The organism is Saccharopolyspora sp. NPDC045941 (assembly GCF_056431445.1).
This window is the reverse complement of sequence record NZ_JBWKKU010000007.1, coordinates 79,359-103,458: the sequence shown is the minus strand read 5'-3', so window position 1 is coordinate 103,458 and position 24,100 is coordinate 79,359. Positions and strand designations below refer to the sequence as shown.

20 protein-coding genes are annotated in these 24,100 nt (G+C 70.8%); 7 read left to right on the top strand and 13 right to left on the bottom strand.

The genetic code is table 11. The annotated features are described in order from the left end of the window. Positions 1-140: 140 nt before the first annotated feature. A complete protein-coding gene (locus AC07FN_RS07775; protein WP_478394904.1) occupies positions 141-1,475 on the bottom strand; it encodes an MFS transporter in 1,335 nt (444 codons plus the stop codon). 176 nt (positions 1,476-1,651) lie between these two features. Continuing rightward, positions 1,652-2,566 (bottom strand): LysR substrate-binding domain-containing protein, encoded by a 915-nt coding sequence (locus tag AC07FN_RS07770; RefSeq protein ID WP_452612343.1) that lies wholly within the window; start codon positions 2,564-2,566, stop codon positions 1,652-1,654. Between the two features lie 140 nt (positions 2,567-2,706). Here AC07FN_RS07770 and AC07FN_RS07765 point away from each other — a divergent pair, with 140 nt between their 5' ends. After that, positions 2,707-3,678 carry a CoA transferase subunit A gene (locus tag AC07FN_RS07765; RefSeq protein WP_478394903.1) on the top strand — a complete coding sequence of 324 codons (972 nt, stop codon included), beginning with the start codon at positions 2,707-2,709 and terminating at the stop codon, positions 3,676-3,678. 26 nt (positions 3,679-3,704) lie between these two features. Continuing rightward, the gene (locus tag AC07FN_RS07760; RefSeq protein ID WP_478394902.1) at positions 3,705-4,535 is read left to right on the top strand and encodes a CoA-transferase subunit beta; all 831 of its coding nucleotides are present in this window, start codon (positions 3,705-3,707) and stop codon (positions 4,533-4,535) included. 57 nt (positions 4,536-4,592) lie between these two features. Here AC07FN_RS07760 and AC07FN_RS07755 read toward each other — a convergent pair whose 3' ends face one another. From AC07FN_RS07755 to AC07FN_RS07745, 3 genes are all read right to left on the bottom strand, one after another. Continuing rightward, positions 4,593-5,579: a zinc-binding dehydrogenase gene (locus tag AC07FN_RS07755; RefSeq protein WP_478394901.1), complete on the bottom strand. Its 987-nt coding sequence runs from the start codon at positions 5,577-5,579 to the stop codon at positions 4,593-4,595. Between the two features lie 142 nt (positions 5,580-5,721). Further along, positions 5,722-6,978, bottom strand: a complete 1,257-nt coding sequence (locus AC07FN_RS07750; RefSeq protein ID WP_478394900.1) for an SLC13 family permease — start codon at positions 6,976-6,978, stop codon at positions 5,722-5,724. A 33-nt stretch (positions 6,979-7,011) separates the two neighbouring features. Further along, positions 7,012-8,130 carry a PrpF domain-containing protein gene (locus AC07FN_RS07745; protein ID WP_478394899.1) on the bottom strand — a complete coding sequence of 373 codons (1,119 nt, stop codon included), beginning with the start codon at positions 8,128-8,130 and terminating at the stop codon, positions 7,012-7,014. Between the two features lie 142 nt (positions 8,131-8,272). Here AC07FN_RS07745 and AC07FN_RS07740 point away from each other — a divergent pair, with 142 nt between their 5' ends. Further along, a complete protein-coding gene (locus tag AC07FN_RS07740; protein ID WP_358574211.1) occupies positions 8,273-9,235 on the top strand; it encodes a LysR family transcriptional regulator in 963 nt (320 codons plus the stop codon). A gap of 38 nt (positions 9,236-9,273) precedes the next feature. Here AC07FN_RS07740 and AC07FN_RS07735 read toward each other — a convergent pair whose 3' ends face one another. From AC07FN_RS07735 to AC07FN_RS07725, 3 genes are all read right to left on the bottom strand, one after another. After that, a complete protein-coding gene (locus AC07FN_RS07735; RefSeq protein WP_132483733.1) occupies positions 9,274-10,023 on the bottom strand; it encodes a GntR family transcriptional regulator in 750 nt (249 codons plus the stop codon). Positions 10,024-10,137: 114 nt separating this feature from the next. Further along, positions 10,138-11,307: an acyl-CoA dehydrogenase family protein gene (locus AC07FN_RS07730; RefSeq protein WP_478394898.1), complete on the bottom strand. Its 1,170-nt coding sequence runs from the start codon at positions 11,305-11,307 to the stop codon at positions 10,138-10,140. Positions 11,308-11,335: 28 nt separating this feature from the next. Next, complete coding sequence (locus tag AC07FN_RS07725; protein ID WP_478394897.1) at positions 11,336-12,535, bottom strand: MmgE/PrpD family protein; 1,200 nt, start codon at positions 12,533-12,535, stop codon at positions 11,336-11,338. A gap of 263 nt (positions 12,536-12,798) precedes the next feature. Between AC07FN_RS07725 and AC07FN_RS07720 the strand changes: the two genes are divergently transcribed. From AC07FN_RS07720 to AC07FN_RS07710, 3 genes are all read left to right on the top strand, one after another. After that, positions 12,799-13,644 carry an HTD2 family dehydratase gene (locus tag AC07FN_RS07720; protein ID WP_478394896.1) on the top strand — a complete coding sequence of 282 codons (846 nt, stop codon included), beginning with the start codon at positions 12,799-12,801 and terminating at the stop codon, positions 13,642-13,644. Positions 13,645-13,793: 149 nt separating this feature from the next. Further along, entirely contained in the window at positions 13,794-16,769 is a 2,976-nt protein-coding gene (locus tag AC07FN_RS07715; RefSeq protein WP_478394895.1) for a TIR domain-containing protein, read from the top strand. 178 nt (positions 16,770-16,947) lie between these two features. Then, a complete protein-coding gene (locus tag AC07FN_RS07710) occupies positions 16,948-17,223 on the top strand; it encodes a hypothetical protein (protein ID WP_478394894.1) in 276 nt (91 codons plus the stop codon). 4 nt (positions 17,224-17,227) lie between these two features. Here AC07FN_RS07710 and AC07FN_RS07705 read toward each other — a convergent pair whose 3' ends face one another. The 3 genes from AC07FN_RS07705 to AC07FN_RS07695 form a co-directional block, all read right to left on the bottom strand. Continuing rightward, the gene (locus tag AC07FN_RS07705) at positions 17,228-17,659 is read right to left on the bottom strand and encodes a protein-tyrosine phosphatase family protein (RefSeq protein ID WP_478394893.1); all 432 of its coding nucleotides are present in this window, start codon (positions 17,657-17,659) and stop codon (positions 17,228-17,230) included. A 110-nt stretch (positions 17,660-17,769) separates the two neighbouring features. Beyond that, the gene (locus tag AC07FN_RS07700) at positions 17,770-18,615 is read right to left on the bottom strand and encodes a PhzF family phenazine biosynthesis protein (protein ID WP_478394892.1); all 846 of its coding nucleotides are present in this window, start codon (positions 18,613-18,615) and stop codon (positions 17,770-17,772) included. Next, a complete protein-coding gene (locus AC07FN_RS07695; protein WP_478394891.1) occupies positions 18,612-18,911 on the bottom strand; it encodes a hypothetical protein in 300 nt (99 codons plus the stop codon). Before AC07FN_RS07695 ends, AC07FN_RS07700 begins: the two co-directional genes overlap by 4 nt. A gap of 331 nt (positions 18,912-19,242) precedes the next feature. Here AC07FN_RS07695 and AC07FN_RS07690 point away from each other — a divergent pair, with 331 nt between their 5' ends. Next, a complete protein-coding gene (locus AC07FN_RS07690) occupies positions 19,243-19,758 on the top strand; it encodes a lytic polysaccharide monooxygenase auxiliary activity family 9 protein (protein WP_478394890.1) in 516 nt (171 codons plus the stop codon). Positions 19,759-19,811: 53 nt separating this feature from the next. On the opposite strand, the gene AC07FN_RS07685 is transcribed toward AC07FN_RS07690, so the two are convergent. Together AC07FN_RS07685 and AC07FN_RS07680 are read right to left on the bottom strand one after the other, a co-directional pair. Further along, a complete protein-coding gene (locus tag AC07FN_RS07685; RefSeq protein WP_358574221.1) occupies positions 19,812-20,732 on the bottom strand; it encodes an AEC family transporter in 921 nt (306 codons plus the stop codon). Positions 20,733-20,919: 187 nt separating this feature from the next. Further along, positions 20,920-24,096 carry an arabinosyltransferase domain-containing protein gene (locus AC07FN_RS07680; protein WP_478394889.1) on the bottom strand — a complete coding sequence of 1,059 codons (3,177 nt, stop codon included), beginning with the start codon at positions 24,094-24,096 and terminating at the stop codon, positions 20,920-20,922. Between the last annotated feature and the right edge of the window lie 4 nt (positions 24,097-24,100).

The following is a 24,100-nucleotide window of genomic DNA, read 5'->3' as shown; positions in this document are numbered from 1 at the left end:
CGGTTTTTCTCCCGCCCCAAACTCCCCCCGTTTGAACCCTTTGGGACCCCACCCCAACCGGGGCTTCCCCCTCTGTCCCCCAAGAAGAGTGGGGTGCGGCTCCCCCCCCGGAGGGGAAACCCGCACCCGGTCGCGCCCGGTTACGCGGGAACCGCCTCGGCGCGCGGCTCCTGGTCGGCCTCGGCACGCTCGTCGTAGTTCGGGCGGCGCAGCAGCAACAGCATGCAGCCGAGGGTCAGCACCACCTGGAAGATCGCGTAGGCGATCACCGCGGTGATCGAACCGGACAGGTTCAGCAGGAACTGGCCGACGATCGGCGTCGTGCCGCCGAGCAGCGTGCCGCACATCTGGTAGCACAGCGAGATGCCGGTGTAGCGCACGTGCGCCGGGAACCGGCTGGCGAGCATGCCCGCCAGGGCCGCGTAGTACAGGCAGTGCGGGATCGTCGCGATCGCCACGCCGAACATCGCCAGCCCGTAGTTCTCGGTGCTGATCAGCACGAACATCAGCGGCAGCAGCACGACCTCGGGCAGCAGCATCACGGTCACCGCGCGGGACCAGCTGCGCATCTTGGTGGCGATGACGGCGCCGAAGGGCTGCACGATGATCTGGGTGATGTTGGCGACCAGGATGATCGTCAGGAACGAGCTCTTGTCGAAGCTGAGGTGGCTGGTGGCCCAGGACAGCGCGAAGGTCGACTTGAAGTAGGTCGCCGACAGGCCGATCGTGCAAGCCCCGATGCCCAGCGCCAGCAGCGCCGGGTGCGAGCGGACGACCTCCCACACCGGCAGCTTGGCGACCTTCTTGCGCTCGATGAGGTTCGCCATCGCCGGCGACTCGGTGACCCGCATCCGGATGAACAGGCCGACCAGCACCAGCAGCGCCGAGGCCAGGAACGGGACGCGCCAGCCCCAGCCCAGGAACGCCTCGTCCGGGAGCTGGCTGATGGCCAGGAAGCTGACCGTGCTCAGGGTGTTGCCGACCGGCGAGCCCTGCTGGGCGAACGCGCCGTAGAGGATGGACTTGCCCTTGGGCGCGTGCTCCGAGGCGATCAGCACCGAGCCGCCCCACTCGCCGCCGAGGCCGATGCCCTGCACCATGCGGATGGTCACCAGCAGGATCGGCGCCCACACGCCGATCTGGGCGTAGCCGGGCAGCACGCCGATCAGGGTCGTTGAAATGCCCATCAGCAGCAGCGTGATGACCAGGGTCTTCTTGCGGCCCAGCCGGTCGCCGATGTGGCCGAAGATGATGCCGCCGATCGGGCGGGCCAGGAAGCCGACCCAGAAGGTCGCGAACGCGACCAGGGTGCCGATCGCACCGTCGAGCTCCGGGAAGAAGACCTTGTCGAAGACCAGGGCCGAGGCCGTGCCGTAGATGTAGAAGTCGAACCACTCGATGGTCGAGCCGATGAAGGCCCCGATCCCGGCGCGGTTGGCCGTTCGGCTCTGTTCGCGCGCGTTGGCCGCACCCATGCATTCTCCCTTGAAGCTCGGTGCCGGCGGGCGTCCTCGAACGGCGCCCGCGTCCCGATGTGATGGCGGTAACCGTGCCACCCAAACCTAGACGTGTCCAATACAGAATCAGTGCAACAGTGAGACGTCAGGCTTATTAATTCGCGGGAACGCCCCAGGTGAGCGGCCGCCGGCGATCAGCCGCCCACGGGCGTGGGCAGGGCTTCCTCGGCGATGCCGAGGACGGTGCGCAGGGCCGCGGAGGTGTTGTCGGTGCGCCAGGCCAGCGCCGCGTGCAGCAGCATCGGTGCGCCCGCCAGCGGCCGGTAGACCGTGCCGGTCTGCTGGATGTGCTGGCAGGACGTCAGCGTCAGCGTGACGCCGACGCCCGCGGCCACCAGCGCGAGGATGGTGTAGGAATCCGGCGCCTCCTGCACCACGCGCGGGTTGAACCCGGCGGACACGCACGCCTTGACCAACGCGTCGCGCACCGTGGACCCGGCGTTGGACGGGAAGCTGACGAACGGCTCGTCGGCGAGGTCCTCGATCGCGATCCGCTCCCGCCCGGCCAGCGGGTGATCCGTCGGCAGCGCGCAGATCAGCTCCTCCACCTCGATCACCCGGGTCTGCACGCCCGGGGTCGGCGAGCCGACCTGGTTGACCGGCAGCCGCACGAAACCCAGGTCCAGCGAGCCGTCGGCGACCTTCGCCAGCGCCACGTTCGCGTAGGTCTGGCCGCGCATCACGAGCTCCAGGCCGGGATGCGCGGCGCGCACCGCGCGGGTCAGCCGGGGCAGCGACTCGTGGCTGGAGGCGCCGGCGAAGCCGACGGTGACCCGCCCGTACTCACCGCGGCCGGCGGCCTTCGCGGCGCGCACCGCGATGTCGACGTCGTCGAGCGCCGTGCGGGCGGGCTCCAGGAACGACTCGCCGGCGCTGGTGAGCCGGACCGAGCGGGTGTTGCGCTCGAAGAGCTGGACGCCGAGCTCCTTCTCCAGCTGGCGGATCTGCTGGCTCAGCGGCGGCTGCGCCATCTGCAGCCGCTTGGCTGCGCGGCCGAAGTGGAGTTCCTCGGCGACGGCGACGAATGCGGTGAGGTAGCGCAGCTCCACGGTCGACCTCTGTTCACCCCGGAACCCGGGGAATCCATAAGAAATTACTCTTGATCCGACACTAATTCAGTATTAGACAGCTATCAATGCCGCCTGGCAATGTGCTGTGCATTCGAAGCGCACACCGAGGAGCCCCGACGATGCAGAACCCGGTCGCCAAGTCGACGACGCCGGTCCCCCGGCCCGACAAGACCATGACGATGCGGGACGCGATCGCCGCGTTCGTCCCGGACGGGGCGACGGTGGCGCTGGAGGGCTTCACGCACCTGATCCCCACCGCGGCCGGGCACGAGATCATCAGGCAGGGCCGCAAGGACCTCACCGTCGCGCGGATGACCGCCGACATCGTGACCGATCAGCTCATCGCCGGCGGCTGCGTCCGCAAGCTCGTGTCGTCGTTCGTCGGCAACTCCACCGCCGGCTCGCTCGGCGAGCTGCGCCGCCGCATCGAGACCGGGCAGCCCGCGCCGCTGGAGTTCGAGGAGTACAGCCACTACGGGATGATCTGCCGGTACCTCGCCGGCGCCCAGCGGCTGCCGTTCTACCCGCTGCGCTCCTACGGCGGCAGCGACGTGCCTGCGGTGAACCCCGGCATCCGCAAGGTGACCTCGCCGTTCCCGGGCCCGGACGGCGAAGCGGAGCAGATCTACGTGGTGCCGCCGCTGAACCCGGACGTCACGATCGTGCACGCGCAGCGCGCCGACCGGGCCGGCAACACCCAGATCTGGGGCCTGACCGGCATCCAGGCCGAGGCCGTCTACGCCGCGAAGCACGCGATCATCGTGGTGGAGGAGGTGGTGGCCGACGAGGTGATCCGCTCCGACCCCAACCGCACGGTCATCCCGGCGCACGCGGTGGACGCGGTGGTGGAGTGCCCGCGCGGCGCGCACCCGGCCTTCGCGCAGGGCTACTACGACCGGGACGGCGACTTCTACCGCAGCTGGTCGCACATCAGCAAGGATCCCGAGCGGCTGCAGGTCTGGCTGGACGAGTGGATCCGCGGCACCCGCGACCACGCCGAGTACCTCGAGAAGCTCGGCGCCGAGCACTGGGCGGGCCTGGCGGTGGGCGAGGCGTGGAGCGAACCGGTCAACTACGGGCGCCGGCTCTGACGGGCAGAACGAAGGGATTTGTCGTGATGAACGCTGTATCCACCAGTTCGACGGTGTCCACCGGTTCGACGGTGTCCACCGGTTCGACGGGGTCCACTGTGGCCGTTACGTCCTCCGAGCTGCTCGCCGCGGTCGCGTCGCGGGAGCTGGCCGGCAAGAACACCGTCTTCGCCGGGATCGGGCTGCCGACGCTGGCGGTGTCGCTGGCTCAGCTGACCGTCGCGCCCGGCATCGAGATCGTCTACGAGTCCGGGGTGTGCGGGGCGCACCCGTCGCAGCTGCCGGAGACGATCGCCGACGCGGTGCTGATCACCGATTCCGAGGCGGTGCTGCCGATGACGGCGCTGTTCGGCTACGTCCTGCAGGGCGGCCGGATCGACGTCGGGTTCCTCGGCGCGGCGCAGATCGACAGGTGGGGCAACCTGAACTCGTCGGTCATCGGCGACTGGCACGCGCCGAAGGTGCGGCTGCCCGGCTCGGGCGGGGCGATGGAGGTGATGGCCAACTCCCGCGAGGTGTTCGTGGTGATGCGCCGCCACGACCCGCGTTCCTTCATGTCCGAACTGGACTTCTGCACCTCGCCGGGCCCGGACCGGGCGCTGCAGGACGGGATCCGGCCGCTGGGCGCGGGCGTCACGCGGGTGATCACCGACCTCGGCATCCTGGCGCGCGACGGTGTCGGCGAGGAGCTGCGGCTGGTGGCGACGCACCCCGGCGTCACGGTGGACCAGGTCCGCGCGGCAACCGGCTGGGGCCTCCAGGTGGCCGATGAGCTGACCACCATCGAGCCGCCCACGGCGGCGGAACTCCGCCTGCTCCGCGAGGACGTCGACCCGGACCGGGTCTACCTCCGCTGACCCGGCTCGTGAGCACTTTGGACCGCTGCAACAGCCCGAAGTGCTCACGAGTCCCGATCATGCTCCCGTCTGCACCTGGAGCAGGGTCTTGCCGATCACCTGGCGGTTCTGCATCGCCGCGTGGGCGTCGGCGGCGCGCTCCAGCGGGAAGGTCTGGCCGATGGTCGGGGTCAGCAATCCCGCCGCCGCTCGGGAAAGCGCTCGTTCCTTGCGCGGGCGCGCGGTCGCCGCGAAGCCGAAGAGCTGGTCGAGGCCGATCACGGTGACCTCACGGCGCTCGGCCTCCGCCCCGTCGATCTCGCTCGGCGTGCCGCTGGAGGCGCCGTGCACCGAGAACCGCCCGCCGCGCGCGGTCAGCTCGAACGCCTCCCGGCCGATGGTTCCGCCGATGCCGTCGAAGACCAGGTCCGGGCCCCGGCCGTCCGTCGCCGCCAGGACCTGTTCGCGCCAACCGGATTCCGAGTAGTCGACCGCCAGCTCGGCTCCCAGCGAGAGCACCAGCTCGCGCTTGCGCTCGCCCCTCGCCGCGCCGATGACGCGCGCGCCGGCGGCGCGTGCCAGCTGCACCAGCAGGCTGCCGACGCCGCCACCGGCTGCCTCGACGAGCACCCACTCCCCTGGCTTGATCGCCGCGTTTTCGGCCAGGCCGATCGCCGTGGCGCCGTCGTCGAACAACGCCGCCGCCTCCGCGAGCCCCAGCCCGTCCGGGACCGGGAACAGCGCGTCCTCGTCGGCTACCGCCTTCTCGGCGTTCCCGCCTAGCCCGTCGGCGGTGTGCGCGACCACCCGGCGGCCGATCCAGCTCGCGTCGACGCCGTCGCCGGCCGAAAGCACCGTTCCGGCCACCGTCGCGCCGGGCACGTACGGCAGCTCCGGCAGCGGTGGTCCCGGCGAGAAGCCCTGGCGCAGCTGGGTTTGGACGAAGTCGATGGCGGCGACCTCGACACCGATCACGACCTGCCCGGCACCGGCGACCGGATCGGGCGCCTCCCCCGCGACGAGCACCTCAGGCCCACCGAACTCGCTCACCCGCACAACCCGCATGACCGCTCCTCAGATCTCCGTCTCCTGCGCACCAATCTCCAACTTCGACCGCACCGGAGATCATCCGCCTGTGACGCGAATCTCAGATCGCCGAGAACAGTGGAGCCGGAGCCCGGCACGGGGCTCCGGCTCCACCGCGCGATCACATCGAGGACGGCAGCACCAGGAAGCCCCACGCCAGGATCGGGCCGGCACCCACGATTCCCGCGGTGTAGCCGATGATCTGCTTGTAGAAGCGATCCCGGTCCACGCCCCGGGCGTTGCTGAGCACCAGGGCTCCGTTCGTCGAGAACGGCGAGGTGTCGACGATCGTCGTGGAGATCGCCAACGCCGCCACCAGGCCGACCGAGCTGATGTGGCTCGCCAAGAGCAGCGGCACGGCGATCGGGATGATCGCGGTGAGGATCGCCGTCGAAGAGGCGAACGCCGAGACGATCGCGACCACGAAGCACAGCAGGAGGGCCACGAACAGCGGCGCGCCCATGCCCGCCGCGCCGTGCGAGACGGCCTCGATGGTGCCCGCCTTCTCCAGGATCTCCACGTAGGTGACCATGCCCGCGACCAGCAGGATCGTGGACCAGCTGATGCCCTCGACCGCCTTGGACTGGTTCTTGATGTCGACCAGCGTCAGCGCGGTGGCCGCCAGCAGCGCGAGGAATCCGATCTCCAGGTGGAACACCAGGGCACCGACGACCAGCCCGGCCAACGCAACGAGCGTGACTCCCTGCCGCCAGGTGAGCTTGCCGGTCGACAGCTCGGGTTCGTCGGCCTCGGCGGGCGCGACTTCCTGGGCTCGCCGCTTGGCGAATCCGCCCAGCAGGAAGAAGGTGATCAGCGACAGCAGGAAGTTGAAGCCGAAGCTGGCCAGGAACAGCAGGTGCGGCGCCACGTGCAGCGGCGTCTCGTCGACCATGCCCAGCACCAGGGCACCGGACACGGCGATCGGCGAGAACGCACCGGCGTGCGCACCGCTGATCACCATCATGCCGACCATCAGCTGGCTGATGCCGAAGCGGTAGGCGAAGTTCATGCCGACCGGCGCCAGCAGCGCCACGGCTGCCGGGGTGAACGTGCCGAACGCGGTGAGCACGGCAGCCACCGCGAACAGCACCCACGGGATCAGTGCGGCCTTGCCGCGCACGAGTCTGATCCCGGCGCGCACCAGCACGTCGATCGTGCCGTTGCGCTGGGCGACCGAGAACAGGTAGGTGACACCGACGATCGTCACGAACAGCGAGACGGGGAAACCTTCGAAGATCTCGTCCTCGGACAGCCCCAGCGAGGCGGTGCCGACGACGAATGCGCCGATGAAGGCGAGGATCCCGATGTTGATGGGCAGCACGGTGGCCACGACGAACATGACGCCGAGCGCACCGATGGAGATCATTTCGGCAGACATCGTTGTCCTATGCGGTTGGGGATCGGGCGGATGTTAGGCCGGGATGAGGTCCGGAACCAAGATGTCGGCGTCGCAGAGGATGCGAGCGGCTCGCCGAACGGTGACCCGGCGGGGCGTTGACCCGGCGAGATCACCGCAGGTGACGGCGACGACACCGGCCGGAGTTCCGATTCGCAGCGTCGGGCCAGCGCTCGCCGACGCACCACTCACGACGGTTCCGCCGAGGAGGTTCGCCACGGCGATGCCTACGGCGGAGGTGAGTCCGATGGCCGGGTGCGGCACATTCATGGACAGCATCCGCACGGCCACGTCGTAGTCTTCGGCGGCGATCTCGTCGCCCATGGTCGTCCGGTAGGCCGCAGGTTTGCCGACGATGCCGACCTTCGGCACGGCGTCGCTCGGCTCGGCACCGGGTTCGGCCAAACCCATGCGGCGCGCAGCCTCGTGCCGGACCGCGCGCAGCGGGGCGACGAGCTCTCGCATCTCGGCCAGCGATTCCGCCGCGGTGCAGCCGATTCCGGCGGCGTCGAGCAGCGCCATGGGCGCGCCGGCGTCGATCATGCTTACCGTCGCGGGGAGTCCGCCCCAGGTCAGCTGGTCGGCGACCCCGCCGGCCGGGATGACCGATCCGGTGGTGCGTCCGGCCGGGTCGAGGAAGGTCAGGCCGACCGCCACTCCCCCGGCCCGGGTGCCCGGGACCGTCTGGGTGCCGAACTCGTGGACGTGGCCGCCGGTGGTGTCCACTTCGGCCTCCAGGACGGCGCCGGTGTTGGTGTTGCGCAGCACCACGCGGGTGAGATCGCCGGTCACGGGCACGAAGCCGCGGGTCACGGCCCACAGCGCGATCGCGGTGGCGCAGTTGCCGCAGTTGCTGCCCCATTCCACCCTCCCGATCCCGATGCCGACCTGGCCGAACAGGTACTCGACGTCGACTCCAGGGGAGTCGGAGGCTCGGACGATGGCCGCCTTCGAAGTAGTCGGGGTCGCGCCGCCCACGCCGTCCAACTGCACCGGGTCGGCGGCCCCGTAGGCGTTGACGAGCAAGCCTTCGAGACTGTCCACAGTGGATACCACAGTGGCGGGGAGCGTCGACTCGTCGAAGAGCCAACACTTGCTGGTGCCGCCGCGCACCAGCGTTGCGGATACGTGCACTGGAACGTTCTTCCTACTCAGGTGGGTTCGTCGGCGTTCACCCTGACAAGACCGAGCATTCAGTACAATGTTCAAATCCTTACGCTGGCTTAAGCAGCGCTAATAGCTGGCCCGGCGGCCCGGGCCGGCGGGAGGGAGCCCCATGCTGGACGTTCGGCGCGTGTTGTTGCTGGTCGAGGCCGCCGATCGCGGCTCCCTCACGGCGGCCGCCGAGTCGTTGATGATCACGCCCTCCGCGGCCTCCCAGCAGATGTCCCGGCTGGAAGCGGAGGTCGGCCAACCGCTGCTGTACCGGCTGCCCCGCGGCGTGCAGCTCACCGACGCGGGCCGGGCGCTCGCCGAGCGCGGCCGCGCGATCCGCCGCGAACTGCGCGGCGCGCAGGCGGATCTGGATTCACTCGCCAGGTTGGACCAGGGCACGTTGCGGCTGGGCTCGTTCCCGACGGCCAGCGCCTCGCTGCTGCCGCTGGCTTTAACGCGCTTCTCCCGCAAGCACCCCGGAATGCGCACCAGCGTCCGCTCGGCGCTGTTCGCCGAGCTGATGGAGTTGTTGCACACCGGCGAAATCGAGCTCGCGATGCTGTGGGACTACGAGTGGGGCCGCATCGACGACACGTCGCTGGAAGTCGACCACCTGCTGGACGACCCGACGGTGCTGGTGGTGCCGGCGAACTCGGAACTGCTCGACGAACCCGCCATCGGGCTGGCGGACCTGGCCGAGCACAAGTGGATCATCCGCGCGGACAACCACCCGGTGGCCGAGGTGCTGCGGCGCAGCTGCCGGCTTGCCGGGTTCGAGCCGATGATTTCCTACGAATCGCATGACTACCAGGAGGCGCAGGCGATGGTCGCGGCCGGTCTCGGCATCGCGATCGCGCCGCGGCTGGCCCTGACCAACCGTCGCCACGACGTGCGGCTGGTCAACTTCGCCACCGACGTCCCGGCGCCGACGAGACGAATCCTGTTGGCACGGCTGGCGAACCGAACGCCGACCCCGGCGACGGTGGCGATGACGGAGATCCTGCACGCGGTGTCGCAGAAGTTCACCGACACCAACCTGCACCTCGCCCAGCTCGGCACCGTCCGGGCGAGGAGCACGTCATGAAGTCCACAATGGATGCCCGCGCACGGGAGCAGCCAGGCTCAGCGGACGTTGCGGCGGAGGCGGACCCGGTAGGAGTAGTGCTCCGGCAGGAAGTAGCTGACCGCCAGCTCGACGGGCTGGCCCGTCGTCGACTGGTACATGCGGTCGATCCGCAGCAGCGGCCGCTGCTGCTCGCAGCCGAGGTGTTCGGCGATCTCCGGGGTCGCCAAGCCCACCGTGATGCTCTGCTCGGCCTCCGCGATCGGATCGGTCAGCCGGTCGTCGAGCAGCCCGATGATCGTCACGCCGCTGCGCGCGCCGGGCTCGGTCAGCTCCGGCACCGATTCGACGAGCTTGCCCACCGCCGGCGGCAGGAACACCGTCGTCAGGCAGAACGGCACGTCGTCGTGCAGCCGCCGGAACTCCAGGGTGTGCACCCGGTCGGACTGCAGCCGCAGGCGGCCCGCGGCGTCCAGGTCGACCTGCTGGCGCAGCGGAGTGATCAGCTCCATCGTGGTGTCGATCGACAGGCCCATCAGGTCGTCGATGGAGCCGAACTGGCGCAGGTACTGCTCTTCCCGCGGTGCCGCGAAGGTGCCGCGCCCCGGGATCCGGTAGACCATGCCCTCGGCGACGAGGTCCTGGAAGGCGCGGCGGACCGTCTGCCTGCTGACGCGGTGCGTCTCGGCGAGCTCCGCCTCGGTGGGCAGCCGTTTGCCCTCGGGGTAGTCGTGCTGCAGGATCGCCGCCCGCAGCTCCCGCGCCAGGCGCAGGTACGCGCTCTCCCGGCCATCGGTCCGCTGTGCCACCGTCACCTCCCGGCTTGTCGCTCCTGACCGTAGCGGAAACTCGTGGGCGCTCGTTCCGGCTCTTACCGGAGCGAGCGCTCACGAACTCCGCGAGACGAGTCTGGAAACGGGCTCTCAGGCGTCGAGGCCGCCGCGTTTGACCAGCTGCGCCGCGATGACGTTGCGCTGGATCTCGTTGGTGCCCTCGCCGACGATCATCAGCGGCGCGTCGCGGAAGTAGCGCTCCACGTCGAATTCCGTGGAATAGCCGTAGCCGCCGTGGATGCGCACCGCGTTCAGCGCGATCTCCATGGCCACCTCCGAGGCGAACAGCTTGGCCATCCCCGCCTCCATGTCCACCCGGCGGCCCGCGTCGTACTCCCGGGCGGCGTGCAGGGTGAGCTGGCGGGCGGCGGTGAGCTTGGTGGCCATGTCCGCCAGGTAGTTGCCCACCGACTGGTGCTGCCAGATCGGCTTGCCGAAGCTCTCCCGCTCCTGGGCGTAGCGCAGCGCGTCCTCCAGGGCCGCCTTGCCCACGCCCAGCGCGCGGGAGGCGACCTGGATGCGGCCGGTCTCCAGGCCCTTCATCATCTGCGCGAAGCCCCGGCCCTCCTCGGTGCCCAGCAGCGCCGATGCCGGTGCGCGGTAGTCCTCGAAGGACAGTTCGCAGCTCTCCACGCCCTTGTAGCCGAGCTTGGGCAGGTCGCGGGAGACGGTCAGGCCCGGGCCGTGCTCGACGAGCAGGATCGAAATGCCCTTGTGGCCGGGCTTCGCGGCTGGGTCGGTCTTGCACATCAGCGCGATCAGCTCGGACCGGCGCGAGTTGGTGATCCAGGTCTTGGCGCCGTTGACGACGTACTCTCCCCCACCGTCCTTGCGGGCGTTGGTGGTCATCGCCTGCAGGTCGGAGCCGCCGCCCGGCTCGGTCAGCGCCATCGTCGCGCGGATCTCGCCGGTGGCCATCTTCGGCAGGTACTTGCGCTTCTGCTCCTCGGTGCCGAAGTTCAGCAGCAGCTTGGACACCACGGTGTGGCCGCCCATCGCGCCGGCCAGGCTCATCCAGCCGCGGGCCAGCTCCTCGACGATCAGCACGTAGCAGGGCGTGGAAACCGGTGTGCCGCCGTACTCCTCGGGGATCGCCAACCCGAAGATGCCCAGTTCCTTCATCTTCTCGATGAGGGCCTCCGGGTAGGTGTTGGAGTGCTCCAGCTCCTGCACCACGGGCTTGACGGACTTGTCGACGAAGTCGCGCACCGTTTCCACGGCGAGCTTCTCGTCGGCGCTGAGGATGTCCAATGTGCTCAATGCATCGCTCCCTTGCCGTGCCAAATCCTCACTCGACCGCTCCGGTGCGGGGGAACGTCCGCTGCAGCAGCTCGCGGACGGACTTCCAGTCCGCCGCCGCCAGCAGCCCGGGCACGTCCTCGCCGCAGGCGGTGAACTTCTCGCGCAGTTCCGCTTCGGTCGGCGGCCGCGACGGCGCGCCCGGCGGCTGCGCCAGGCTCACCCTCAGGGCCGGCCCGTCGTGTTCGACCTCGATGTCCACCTCGCCGGTGAGCAGGCCCTCCTCGCCCGGCGTGTAGGACACCTCGACCTGCCGCAGCAGGCTCTGGGCGCTCTCCCGGCTGACGGCGTCGTCGGTGAACGCGGCGAAGTCCGGGTAGTGGTCGAGCAGCGCGGTGGCCACCGCGTAGGGCAGGCTGAACTTGCCCTCCAGACCGGTGCCGGGCCGGTCGTGGATCAGCGGTTTGACCGTCGGTTCCGGCGTGCTGACGCGCACGCCGCGCACCGCTCCCCGGATGTCGTGGCGGATGTCGCGCAGCGCGGCGATCGGCCGCTGCATCGCGTAGCAGCAGGGGTAGACCTTGATTGCCAGGCCGCCGGGCACCGCCGGGCCCGCCAGGTCCAGCCGGCCGGTGCCGCCGACCAGGTCCAGCCAGGCGTCCAGCGCGCTCGGGTCCGCCGTCGCGCCCGCCCGCGCGAGCTCGGCCGCGCGGACCCCGGCCTGCGCGGCGAACCCGACCTGCAGCGACTTCCCGTGGGTGCCGAAGGCGTTCTGCACGCCGCCCGCGGCCGGGACGGCCAGCGCCATCGCGGTCGCCAGCTGCTCGGTGTACAGGCCCAGCGCGATTCCGGCCGCGACCGCGGCGGCCGGTGCGCCGGCCGTGCAGGTGGCGTGCCAGCCGGCCGAGTAGTGCGACCAGCCCAGTGCGCTGCCCAGGCGCGCCATCACGCCCGCCCCCGCCAGGTACGCCCGGGCGTCGCCGCCGGTGGCGAGCACGACCGGGACGGTCACGACGCTGATGTGCGTGGTCGACTCGATGTGCAGGTCGTCGAAGTCCAGCACGTGACCGATGGCAGCCCAGCGCGCCGCGTCCGGCAGCCCGGCCGCGATCCCGGTCAGCGGGTGGTTCCGGGCGGCCAGGGTGACCGCGGCGGTGTCGACGAGGGAGCGCTGGGCGAGCGCGAGATCCTCCGCGCTCGGTTCGAGCTCGGCCGCCCACTGCGCGAGGGACTCAGCGATGGATGCCATTGGGACCTTTCCGCCAGCGCGCCACGCCCTGCGGCGTCGCCACGTCGATCAGCCGGACGTCAACCTTTGTACGGCCAAATACATCGCCCGGTCAAGACCCGGCGCCATCCGCCGGAAACCGCGACTTGTTGGTGGAATCACCGCCGACTCCGCAACCTCGTCGTTGACGCCGCGCGGCGGTGGGCACAGACTTGCCCACAGTTTGTACGGCCCAATCAGCGCAGCGGCCGGGCCGGCGCAGGCCCGGACCGGAAGGAGGACCCGTGCCCGGTCTCGACACCTACCTGCAGGGCTGGCGACCCGAGCCGCTGGCGGAGGCGGACGCGCTGTCCCCCGAGCCGTCGCGGGCGCTGGCCGCGGTGCTGGAGACGCCGGCGGAGTTCGCCGATGCCGAGGCGCTGCCGCCGCTCTGGCATTGGGTGCACTTCCTGAGCTGGCCGCGGCACGACGAGCTCGGCCAGGACGGGCATCCGGCCGGCGGCCACTTCCTGCCACCCATCCCCGACCGGCGCCGGATGTTCGCCGGCGGCCGCCTGACGATCACCGGCCCGCTGCGGCTGGGCGTCCCGGCCGAGCGCACGTCGTCGTTGTCCGACGTGGTGGTCAAGCAGGGCCGTTCCGGCGAGATGGCGTTCGTGACGGTGCGCGGCGAGTACCGGCAGGACGGCGAGGTCCGGTTCGTCGAGGAGCAGGATTTCGTCTACCGCAGCGGCGAAGGCGCCGCCAAGAGCCCGAACGCGCCGCGCCCCACCTCGCTGCCCGTCTCGGATGCGGCATGGCAGCAGCCCTTCACCGGCGACCCGGTGCGACTGTTCCGGTTCAGCGCGCTCACCGCGAACTCGCACCGCATCCACTACGACGCGCCGTACGCGCGCGACGTCGAGGCGTACCCGGGCCTGGTCGTGCACGGCCCGATCCTGGTGCTGCTGATGAGCGAGCTGGCCCGGCAGCGGGAGCCGGAACGCGAGATCGCGAGCATCGCCTACCGGCTGCGGCGCCCGGTGTTCGCCGGCGATCCGGTGCTGGCCTGCGGCGGGCCGGACGGGAACATGACCGTGCGGACCGAGCCGGACGAGGTGATGGCCGAAGCGTCGGTGACCTTCCGCTGACCCGTCCAGCCCCGCATCCCTCCGTCGCCGTGCTGTGTACGCATCGATCCACAGGCCATGGTGGTACCGGGGTGGTGTTTGGCCGAATGGCACATCGGAGGTGAGGGCGTTCGCTACCGTGCGGACGGGCGGAGAAGTCGGGAGAGGCGATGGATGAGTCCGGGACGCGTTACGACGCGTTTCTGTCCTACAGCCATGCGGCGGACCGACGGATCGCGCCAGTCGTGCGGCGGGGTTTGCATCAGTTGGCGCGGCAGTGGAACCAGGTTCGGGCGTTGCGGGTCTTTCAGGACAAGGAGAGCCTCGCCGCCAATCCCGACCTGTGGGACACCATCGACAAGGCGTTGCGCGGGTCCCGGTTCTTCATCCTGTTGGCCTCGCCGGAGGCCGCGGCTTCACCTTGGGTAAGGCGGGAGGTCGAGTACTGGCGGGCGGAACGGGAGCAGGGCACGTTTCTCATCGCCTTGACCGGTGGGGAGATCGTGTGGGACGACGCCGCCGGGGATTTCGACTGGGGACGGACCACCGCGTTGCCCGAGGCGCTGCGGAGGTGGTTTCCCGCTGAACCGTTGTGGGTTGACCTTTCCTGGGCTCGGAACGAGCCGGAGTTGTCGGTGCGGCACAGTCGGTTTCGGTTCGACGTCGCGACGTTGGCGGCTCCGGTGCACGGCAAGGCCAAGGAGGAGCTGGACAGCGAGGACGTTCGGCGATACCGGGTCGCGACGCGGATGCGTCTGGGAGTCTCGACGGCGTTGACGGTTTTGCTCGTCGCCGTACTCGGGTTGGGTGTGCGGACGATTCTCCAGCAACAGGAGGCGATCGAACAGGGACGGCAGGCGTTGTCCCGGGCGGTGGCGGCGAAGAGTGAACTGATGGGCGACAGCGATCCGGAACTGTCTCGGCTCCTCGCGCTGGCGGCGTGGCGGGTCGGTGGGACGCCGGAGGCCGAGGCGGCGATGTTGCAGACGGCCGCGCGTCCCGGCGTCGGCCGAATCGTCAGTGGCGACAGTGTCGAGGCTGTCACGTTCAGTCCGGACGGCAAGAGCCTGGTGACCGGTGGCGACGCCGTCCGAGTGTGGGACACCGCCACGCGGCGGCAGGTCGGCGAGACGATCAACCCCCACGAGGGCACCACCGTGGAGACCGTGCAGTTCAGCCCGGACGGCAAGACATTGCTTACCGCAGGGAAAGGGCCGTCCGCGCAGTTGTGGGACATCGAGACCGGCAAGCGGTCGGCCCAGCCCTACCAGGAAGACACGACTTCTCCGTGGCGGCACGCTTCGATCAGCGCGGCGTTCAGCCCGGACGGCGCGAGACTCGCCCTCGGCGATCCCGGCCACGGCGTGACGCTGTGGGACATCGCGAGCAAGAAGGCGGTCCAGACCGTCGAGACACCGCAGGTCGACCCGTTCCAGCGCAACACCGTGCGGCCGTCGGTCGCCTTCCACCCCAGCGGTTCCCTGTTCGCCGCGCTCGGCACGGACGGCGCGGTCCGGTTCTGGGATACCGCGACCGGCATCCAGCTGGGCGAACCGCTGCCGGCCCACTCCGGTGACAACGCGAGCCTTGTCGGCCCGGTGATCGTGTTCAGCCCGGACGGCGCCCTATTCGCCACCGGAGGCACGGACGGCACGATCCGGTTCTGGGACACCACCACCCGTCAACCGGTCGGCGCGCCCCTTACCGGCCACACCAGACCCGATCGCACGTCCCTCGCGCAGTCGCTGGCATTCAGCCCCGACGGGCGCATGTTCGCAGCGGGCAGTGAGGATGGCACGGTTCGCCTCTGGGACGTTCGCACCCGCAACCTGCTTGGCGCACCGCTGAGCGGTCACACCCGCGCCGTCACGTCGCTGGCGTTCAGCCCGGACGGCCGGACGCTCGCCAGCGGCGCGCGGGACGGCACAGCGCGGCTGTGGAACGTGGCCGAACACCTCCAACTCGCCCACCCGGCGATCGAGCACTCGGGCATGCTGTACGCGCTCGCGTTCAGTCCTGACGGCGAGACTATCGTGACCGGCGGCGACAACGGCGAGACCGCTGGCGACCAGCGGAGCATGGAAGTATGCGGCCACACCGGTTGGGGTGTCTGCTACGTCGACCGCGGCCAGTTGATCACGATCGGCGGCACGACTGTGCAGTTCTACCGCCCACTCGACACACCACCGCCGCCCGCAGGACCGCCGCGCACGCTCATGCTGTGGGACGTGGCGCAACGCAAGGCGGTCACCGACCTGCCGACCCACGACCGTACTCCGGTGCTGGCGGTGGCGTTCAGCCCGGACGGCGCGACCGTGGCTGCCGGCGGCATGAACAGCGGCGAAGGCGACGGCACCACCCTGTGGGACCACGCCAACCGCACCCCGCGTACGCAGCCGCTGCCCGACGAGCTGTCGCTGGTCCGCGCCGCAGCGTTCAGCCCGGACGGTGGTGTGCTCGTCACCGCGGGCATGAACCAGGGCGACAAGCCGACCGGGCTCACGTTCTGGGACGCCAAGAGCTACGAGCGGCTCAGCGCTATCGACGCCGGGAACACCGTCTACGCGGTGGCGTTCAGCCCCAACGGGTCGATCTTGGCCACCGGCGATCACCAAGGCGAGGTCCGGCTCTGGGACACCGGCACGAGGCAGCCGATCGGCGAAGTGTTGAAAGGCCACACCGGACCGATCGGCACGCTGGCCTTCAGCCCGGACGGCACGCGACTGGCCAGCGCGGGCGACGACGGCGCAATCCGGCTGTGGGACGTGTCCACCCGCCAGATGACCGGCGATCCCCTGGTCGGGCATTCTGGTGCGGTCTACTCGCTGGCGTTCCACCCGGACGGCCGGACGCTGGCCAGCGGCGGCGGGGACAACTCGGTCCGACTGTGGAATGTGTCGGCACGCAAGCAGATCAGCGCATCGCACGTCGGCCACCGGCAACCCGTCCGCGCGATCGCGTTCAGCCCGGACGGCAAGATCTTGGCCAGCGCTGGGGAGGACGCAGCCATCCGGTTCTGGGACGTCCGGGCCGCCGAAGATGTCCCCGCAACGCTGTGCGAGACCGCTCGGCGCACCCTCACCCCCGACGAGTGGAACCGACATCTGCCTGGGGCGGACTTCCTGGACGTGTGCCGGTCACGGTAGTTCGAAGTCGAGCAGGGCCGTACCGAAGCAGTCGGTGTCGCGGGCGGCGCACGCCTCCGATCGCGCTGTCGCCGCAGGTCAGCGGCGAGATGCGATCAAGGGGCGACCCTGCCAGACTAGAACGCGTGTTCGAGTACTTGCTTGCGCAATCACCTTCGTCCGTGCGGGGCCGAAGGCGGTGACCACGCAACGACAGCTCTACCAGCGCCGCGCCGACCACGACCGCATCGCGCGGGCCGCCGAGTCGGTCCGCCGCCACGCCCGCAGGCAGCAGGCCGAGAGCGCGGTCGGCCGCGCGCCGATCGTGCCCGCCGACAGGTACGTGCTGGTCGGCTTCCTGGACGAGCTGGCGCTCGCCGCCGGCCGCGGCCAGCTGCCCGCCGACGTCCTCAGGGTCGGCCTCGAACTGTGCGAGAAGCTCATCGCGGAAACGCGGCAGGAGGACCCCGGCTGATCGATCAGGCGGAGAAGCGGGCGACGTAGCGCTTCTGCCAGGGCGTCTCGACCGCGTGGGAGTTGTAGTACTCCCGGACGTAGGCGACCGCTTCGCCCGCCGGGACGCCGTCGATGACTGCTAGGCAGGCCAGCGCCGTGCCGGTCCGGCCCCGCCCGCCGGCACACGCGAGCTCCACCCGCTCGGCATCGGCGCGTTCCCACGCTTCGCGCAGGACCTCGCGCGCCTGCGCCCGGTCGCCGGGCAGGCGGAAGTCCGGCCAGCGCAGCCAGCGGCTCTCCCACTCGACCTCCGGCGGCGGCTTGCCGAGCAGGTAGACGCCGAAGGACGGCGCCGCCCCGGAAGGCAGCGGATTTCGCAGGCCGCGTCCCCTGACGAGGCGGCCGGACGGCAACCGGAGCACTCCAGCCCCGGCGGGATCCCACAAATCACCCACCCGGCCACCCTACGCGGCGGGCGTACTATCGTGGTGAGCCATCCGGATTCGCCCGTCGATCACATCGATGTCCACAGTGTCCGATCGGAATTCCCGTTGCCGCAGCGGGATCAGAGCCACACTTCGCCCTGGATGCGGGTGACCGCCGCGCCGCCGACCCAGATGGCGCCGTCCGGGTCGCGATCGATCACGACGCGGCCGTCCGCACCCACCGCGGTGCCCTGGTGGGCGGTGTAGTGCTCGGGGGCCTGCCCGGTGCCGATCAGCCACTGCGCGATCCCCGCGTTCAGGCTGCCGGTGACGGGATCTTCGATCACCCCGCTCTGCTCCGGGAAGAAGGCGCGCACCTCGAAGTCGTAGGGCGCACCCGCCGGATGCGGCCCGACAACGCCGATCTTGTGCGTTCCCGAGGGCAGTGGAACGTCCAGGACCGACTGCGCGCTGTCGAGCAGGACGGCAACCCATCCCGGCCCGTTGTCGACCCACTGCGCGTCGCGAATCGCTTCAGGCGCAAGGCTCAGCGCGCTCGCCAGCTCGTCCCGAAGCCGCCCGTCGACCGGGCCGGAGCGCAGCAGCGGCGGGGCGGCGAACGCGTATCCGGCATCGGTCCGGCGGACCTCGACGAGCCCCGCGGCGCACTCCTGGACGATCCGGTCCGGAACGGGTCCCGGCCGGCTGCTCGCCCAGGCGTGGCAGCTGCCCAGGGTGGGATGCCCGGCGAAGGGCAGCTCGCCGGACGGCGTGAAGATCCGCACCCAGTAGTCGGCGCCGGACTCGGTCGGCGGCAGGAGGAACGTCGTCTCGGAGAGGTCCGTCCACCTGGCGAACCGCTGCATCATGTCGTCGCTCAGGCCTTCCGCGTCCAGCACGACCGCGAGCGGGTTGCCGGTGTAGGCGGGGCCTGCGAACACGTCGACCTGGGCGAAACGCCGTGCTGTAGCGCCAGAAGTTGTCACGCCTCCCATCCTCGCAGGAGCGCCGCCGCGCGCGGCGGCGACGTGTTGTAGGCGAGGGTGCCGCCCGCGTGCTGCAGGCTGCGCGCCAGCGCGGCGGCGTGATCTCCGGCCTGCGCCAGGTGCGGGCCGACGGTCGCCCAGCTCGCCAGGTCCCGGCGGGCCTGTTCGGCCAGGCGGCCGAGGAGTTCGGCGATCGCCGCCAGGTCGGCGAGGACGACGACCGGATCACCGGCCGCGCCGAGCTCGGCGGCGCCCAGCGCGGTGCGGGCGTTGGCGATGTGCTGCTGCGGGTTCATGCCGGTCGCCCCCTCGACGGCCCGACTTCGGCGAACACCCGAATGTTCCCGCGCACCCCTGACAATTTTCGCGATTCCCGCCGGCGGACCACTTCTCGGAGTGGTCCTGGTCCATCGCGGTGACTGTTTTCGCAGGCGTTGACCGGATTCCGCCGCCTCAGTATGGTCCAGACCACACTGAACTCCGGGGAAGGCCCAGTCGATGAGCGGTCGTCGACAGGCCGGTCTCCTCCCGCTCCTCCGGCGCCGAGCGCCGCTCCGCCGACCGCCGATCCGGATTTCGGGGGGGTACGCCGGCCGGGAACACCGGCCGCACCGACAAGGAGCTGAAATGAACTCGAAGCGAAAGCTCGCCGCCGCTGCCGTCGGCGCGGCGATCGCACCCTTCCTGGTGGCGATACCCACCAGCACCGCCGGCGCGCACGGCTACATCGACTCGCCGCCGAGCCGCCAGGCCCAGTGCGCCGCCGGGACGGTGCCCTGCGGCGAGATCAAGTGGGAGCCGCAGAGCGTCGAGGGCCCGAAGGGCCTGACCAGCTGCAGCGGCGGGAACGGCCGGTTCTCCGACCTCGACGACGACAGCAAGGGCTGGAAGGCCACGCAGGTCGGCAACACGGTGAACTTCAACTGGACGATCACCGCCAACCACTCCACCACGACGTGGGAGTACTTCATCGGCGGCAACCGGGTCGCGGTGTTCGACGACCACGGCGCCCAGCCGCCGGACCGCTTCTCCCACACCGTCGACCTCGGCGGGGTGAGCGGCCGCCAGAAGCTGCTCGCCGTCTGGAACATCGCCGACACCGCCAACGCCTTCTACGCCTGCGTCGACCTCAACGTGGGCTGACCGGCGAGGGGGCCCTGCGCCTCCGGGGTGCCGCCCGGAGGCGCACGGGCACGTCAGCCCAGCAGTGCCGTGACGGCGAAAAGCACCGGCACCGAAAGGATCGTGGACAGCAGGATCGATTCGCGCGCCAGCCGCACGCCCACGTTGTAGCGCGAGGCGTAGACGAAGAGGTTCTGCGCCGCCGGGAGCGCGGAAATCACCACCGCCGCGAACAGCGTCGCGCCCTCCAGCCCGAACAGGCCCGCGCCGATCGCCCAGGCGATCACCGGGTGCACCACCGACTTCAGGCCCACCGACAGCAGAACCGGCCAGCGTTCCGCGCCGCCCGCGGGCAACGAGCTGCCGCGCAACGAGATGCCGAACGCCAGCAGCACCGTCGGCACGGACAGGTGCCCGAGCAGGGTGATCGGCTCCAGCACCGGGGCCGGAATCCGCCAGCCGCTCAACGAGATCGCGACGCCGATCAGCGAGCAGATGACGATCGGGTTGCGGAACGGCGCGAGGATCCGCAGCCAGGCCGAGGAACGCTCCCCGCCCTGCGAGAAGTCGATCACGGTCAGCCCGATGGGCGTCATGACCAGCAGCTGGAACAGCATCACCGGCGCGATCAGGCTCGCGTCGCCGAGCACGTAAACGGCGATCGGGATGCCGAGGTTGCCGGCGTTGACGTAGCTGGAGCACAGCGCGCCGATGGTCGTGCGCCGGATGTTCCACCTGCGCAGCAGGCCGACCAGCACGAACAGGCCCGCCGCGGCGAACGTGCTCAGCGCGCTGACCAGCAGCGGGGTGGAGAAGATGATCGAGACGTCGGATTCCGAGAGCATTTGCAGCAGCAGCGCGGGAGTTCCGACGTAGAACGACAACCGGGTCAGCGCCTCGCGCGCGTTCTCGCCGAGCAGCTCGCCGCGACCCAGCAGGTAGCCGATCAGCACGATGGCGGCGATGACGCCGAAGCCCTGGATCACACCGGACACGACGCCTCCGCTTCCCGGTGCGCGCGAATTCCACAGTGGACGATGATGGCGGCCGGGCGGCGCCGGGCCACCCGCTCTCGAGCGCGAGGCATGCTTCGTCTTCCGGGCTGGTTCCGACTGGTTGGTTAGCGATCCTAAGCGATCTAGGTCGCCGCTACCCCGCCGGAATGGCGATGCTCACAGCCGATCACGCGGCGTCGTCGGCCGGAATCTCCTCGAGCGGGCGGATGTCGGTGCGCCCGGTCGAACTGGGCGCGCCGCCGGGCAGCTTCACCGCCTTCGTCAGCGGGCCCGGACTCCAAAGCCCCCAATGCGTTTCGCGGTGGACCTCCATCGCGGCCTCCGCCGGCAACGCGTCCGCCTCGTAGGCGTCCACCAGGTACAGCGTGCCCCAGTCGCGGTGCAGGTCGCCCTTGAGGTAGGTCGGCATCGTCCGCACGCTGCCCGCCACGTTGAGCCAGCCGAACGGGCCGCCGGCGCCCGGCGCCGACCAGCTCTGGCCCATGTCGCGCATGATCCCGCCGCCGGCCACCCGGAACCGCGGCAGCTCGGCGACCCCGTTGTGCAGGCGCGCCAGGTTCAGGCAGGGGTGCACCAGCGCGGCGGTCCACTCCACGAAGGTCGGCGCGTCGCCGACCACCTGCGTCATGCTGGTCAGCCGCGGGACGCGCGGCGCGCTGACGGCGATCCAGCCGCCGGAATCGATCTTGCGGTCCACGGCGACCACCCGGACCTTGGTCGCGTCGCTCACGACGAACCGGCGGTCGAACCACATGCCGCTGAGCTGGGCAACGTCGACGCGGCCCAGGATCTCGAAGCCCTCCGGGGTGTCCCGGCCCCATTCGACGCCGAGCGCGTTCACGCCCGTCGCGTCGCCGCCGAAGGACAGCACCACCGGGGCCTCGCCGCTGGTGGCCTGCGGGGGCAGGTCGAACCACGGGGTGCGCAGCTCGCCGGTGAGCGGCCCGTCGGCGGCGTAGGTGCCCCACACCGGCGCGTCGTCGCCGCCGAACCCGAACGGCGGGGTCCAGTGCTTGCCCTCCGGGTAGCCGAAGCGGTGGAAACCCGTTGCGGTGGCGGCGAGGTAGTCGCCGGACTTCTGCTCGGTGCGGCGGCTCGCCGACACCGCGCTCTCGGTCCGCGGCTGGATGTGCGACTGCGCCAGCACGCCGCTGCGCGGATCGGTCTCGACGCCGACGTAGTCGGAGAGCCCGCAGCTGGAACCGGCGAGCTGCTTGACGTTGTCCGCGCCGAGGCTGTAGCCGTCGCGCTGCCGCTGCATGCCCGCCGCGAACAGCGCCACCTCGCCGACCAGCAGGACCGCGCAGGTGAACGTCAGCGGGGCGGCGCCGAGGCTGAGCACCCGCCGCCGCGCCTCCGGCGTGATCACCGGCAGTTCGTCGTGCCGCAGGTGCTCGACCATGGCGACGATGCCGGCGATCGCCGCGGCCGCCAGGAAGTACGTGCTCGCGCTGCGCCCGTCGAGGCTCGGCGCCCGGTCGAACCACGGCACACCCCAGCCGGAGACGTACCACCACGAGTTCGTGCCGGTGACCGAGAACGCGCAGATGACCATGAGGCCGGCGAAGAAACCGGCCCTGTTGCGCCGGGACCGCAGCACCGCCTCGCTCGTCGCCAGCGCCGTCAGCGCGGCCACCACCGCGCCGATCCCGGCGAGCATCCCGAAGTGGTGCGTGTGCTTCGTCGGGGTCATGGCCAGCACCACGAAGCTCAGCGCGGCGACCGCCAGCACGCGGCGGCTCGGGCCGAGCGCGGCGCCCCGGATCTTGTGCCGGCGCAGCAGCACGACGCCGCTGGCCACGATGCACAGGATGAGCAGCAGCACGGGGAACCGGCGCGTCAGCGACCCGTCCGGCCACGGCCCGAACAGCCGGTCGTAGCGGCTGAGCTCCTCGAACCACTGCTCGTTCGGCCCGAACTTGGTCTTCAGCGCCACCGAATCCAGCACGGACTGCAGCGTCTGGTCGAAGAAGACGCCGACCAGGATCACCAGCCCGGCCGCCGCGACGGGAGCCAGCACCGGCAGCGCGCCGCGTTCCCGCACCCGCTGCCACAGCATCCGGAGCAGCGGCTTGGCGGCCACGACGAACGGCAGGATCGCGACCATGCCGTGCGGGTTCGCCCCCAGGCCCAGCGCCGCCGCGAGCAGCCCGAGCGCGGCGGGCGTCAGCCGCCGGGTGGCCACGGCGCGTTCGACCGCGCACAGCGCGAGCAAGAAGAACGCCACGACGACCGGTTCCGGGCGGAGGCCGTTGTTGTACGGCAGCCAGAAGGCCAGGAACACCGCGGCGGCGGCCCAGCCAGCGGACTCGCTGCGGCGCACCTGCTGCCCGAGCCGCGGCAGCACGCCGCGGCTGACGAGCAGCCAACTGACGACGCCGAGGAACAACGCGGGCAACCGCACCCACGGCGTCGCGGGCGAGATCTGCACCCACAGCGCGTAGAGCTCGTAGAACCACCCGAACGGCGATTCCGGGTTGCCGAACCAGCGGAAGTAGTTGGTGACGTACCCGGCGCTGTCGGAGGCGCGCAGCATGGTCAGGATGTAGCCGTCGTCAGCGGTCATCGCACCGATCAACCACCACACGCCCAGCGCGCCGAGGACGACCACGTCGCGGACTTTCGGCCGCCACCACCGCTCGGACGCCCAGCGCGGCGCGCGGCGGACCTCCATGCGCCGCAACGCCACCATCGAGCCGAGGAACGCCAGGACGGCCAGCACCATCACGGCGACCTTCAGCGGCGTCGCCTGGGTCGCGAAGCGGTTGTCCACCCGCGCCTCGAAGGACAGGCCGCGGACGTCGTCGGCCGCCGCGTCGAGCTGCGAGTAGATGCCGGTCAGCTGGGGCCGGGTGTCGCCGGGCACGGCAGCCAGCGCGACGCCGCCCACCGCGGCCTGCATGCCGGCGGCGTCCGAGCGCACCGAGATCGAGCAGTCGCCCGCGGGCAGCGCGGCAGTGCCGGCCTGATGCCCCCTGGACCACAGCGCGACCTGCCCGCCGTCGACCTGCAGCGTGAGCCCGGTCAGCCCGCCGTACTCCGACGACGGGGCGTTGGTGGCGACCAGCACGCCGGGGCCGTCGATGCGCGCGTCCAGGCTGCGCGCCGCCGCGCACGGCACCTCCGCCGAGAGCCACAGCGGCGCGTGCCCGACCAGCGGCGCCGACACCGGTTCGGTGCCCCGCGCGGTCGGCCACCGCAGCGTCGTGATTTCGTGCTCGACGGGTAAGAACGGCACCGCGAGCGCCAGCAGCGCGGAGAACAGGCCCAGCACAGCCGCCCAGCGGCGCGCCGATTTCGACGCCGGTCCACGACGCGTGACCTGCACGGACCGCTCAGTCACGCGA

Bases quoted from the DNA above. Each gene is read 5' to 3' on its own strand.
- AC07FN_RS07775 (WP_478394904.1), bottom strand. From the start codon at position 1,475: ATGGGTGCGGCCAACGCGCGCGAACAGAGCCGAACGGCCAACCGCGCC.
- AC07FN_RS07765 (WP_478394903.1), top strand. From the start codon at position 2,707: ATGCAGAACCCGGTCGCCAAGTCGACGACGCCGGTCCCCCGGCCCGAC.
- AC07FN_RS07760 (WP_478394902.1), top strand. From the start codon at position 3,705: ATGAACGCTGTATCCACCAGTTCGACGGTGTCCACCGGTTCGACGGTG.
- AC07FN_RS07755 (WP_478394901.1), bottom strand. From the start codon at position 5,579: ATGCGGGTTGTGCGGGTGAGCGAGTTCGGTGGGCCTGAGGTGCTCGTC.
- AC07FN_RS07750 (WP_478394900.1), bottom strand. From the start codon at position 6,978: ATGTCTGCCGAAATGATCTCCATCGGTGCGCTCGGCGTCATGTTCGTC.
- AC07FN_RS07740 (WP_358574211.1), top strand. From the start codon at position 8,273: ATGCTGGACGTTCGGCGCGTGTTGTTGCTGGTCGAGGCCGCCGATCGC.
- AC07FN_RS07725 (WP_478394897.1), bottom strand. From the start codon at position 12,535: ATGGCATCCATCGCTGAGTCCCTCGCGCAGTGGGCGGCCGAGCTCGAA.
- AC07FN_RS07715 (WP_478394895.1), top strand. From the start codon at position 13,794: ATGGATGAGTCCGGGACGCGTTACGACGCGTTTCTGTCCTACAGCCAT.
- AC07FN_RS07695 (WP_478394891.1), bottom strand. From the start codon at position 18,911: ATGAACCCGCAGCAGCACATCGCCAACGCCCGCACCGCGCTGGGCGCC.
- AC07FN_RS07690 (WP_478394890.1), top strand. From the start codon at position 19,243: ATGAACTCGAAGCGAAAGCTCGCCGCCGCTGCCGTCGGCGCGGCGATC.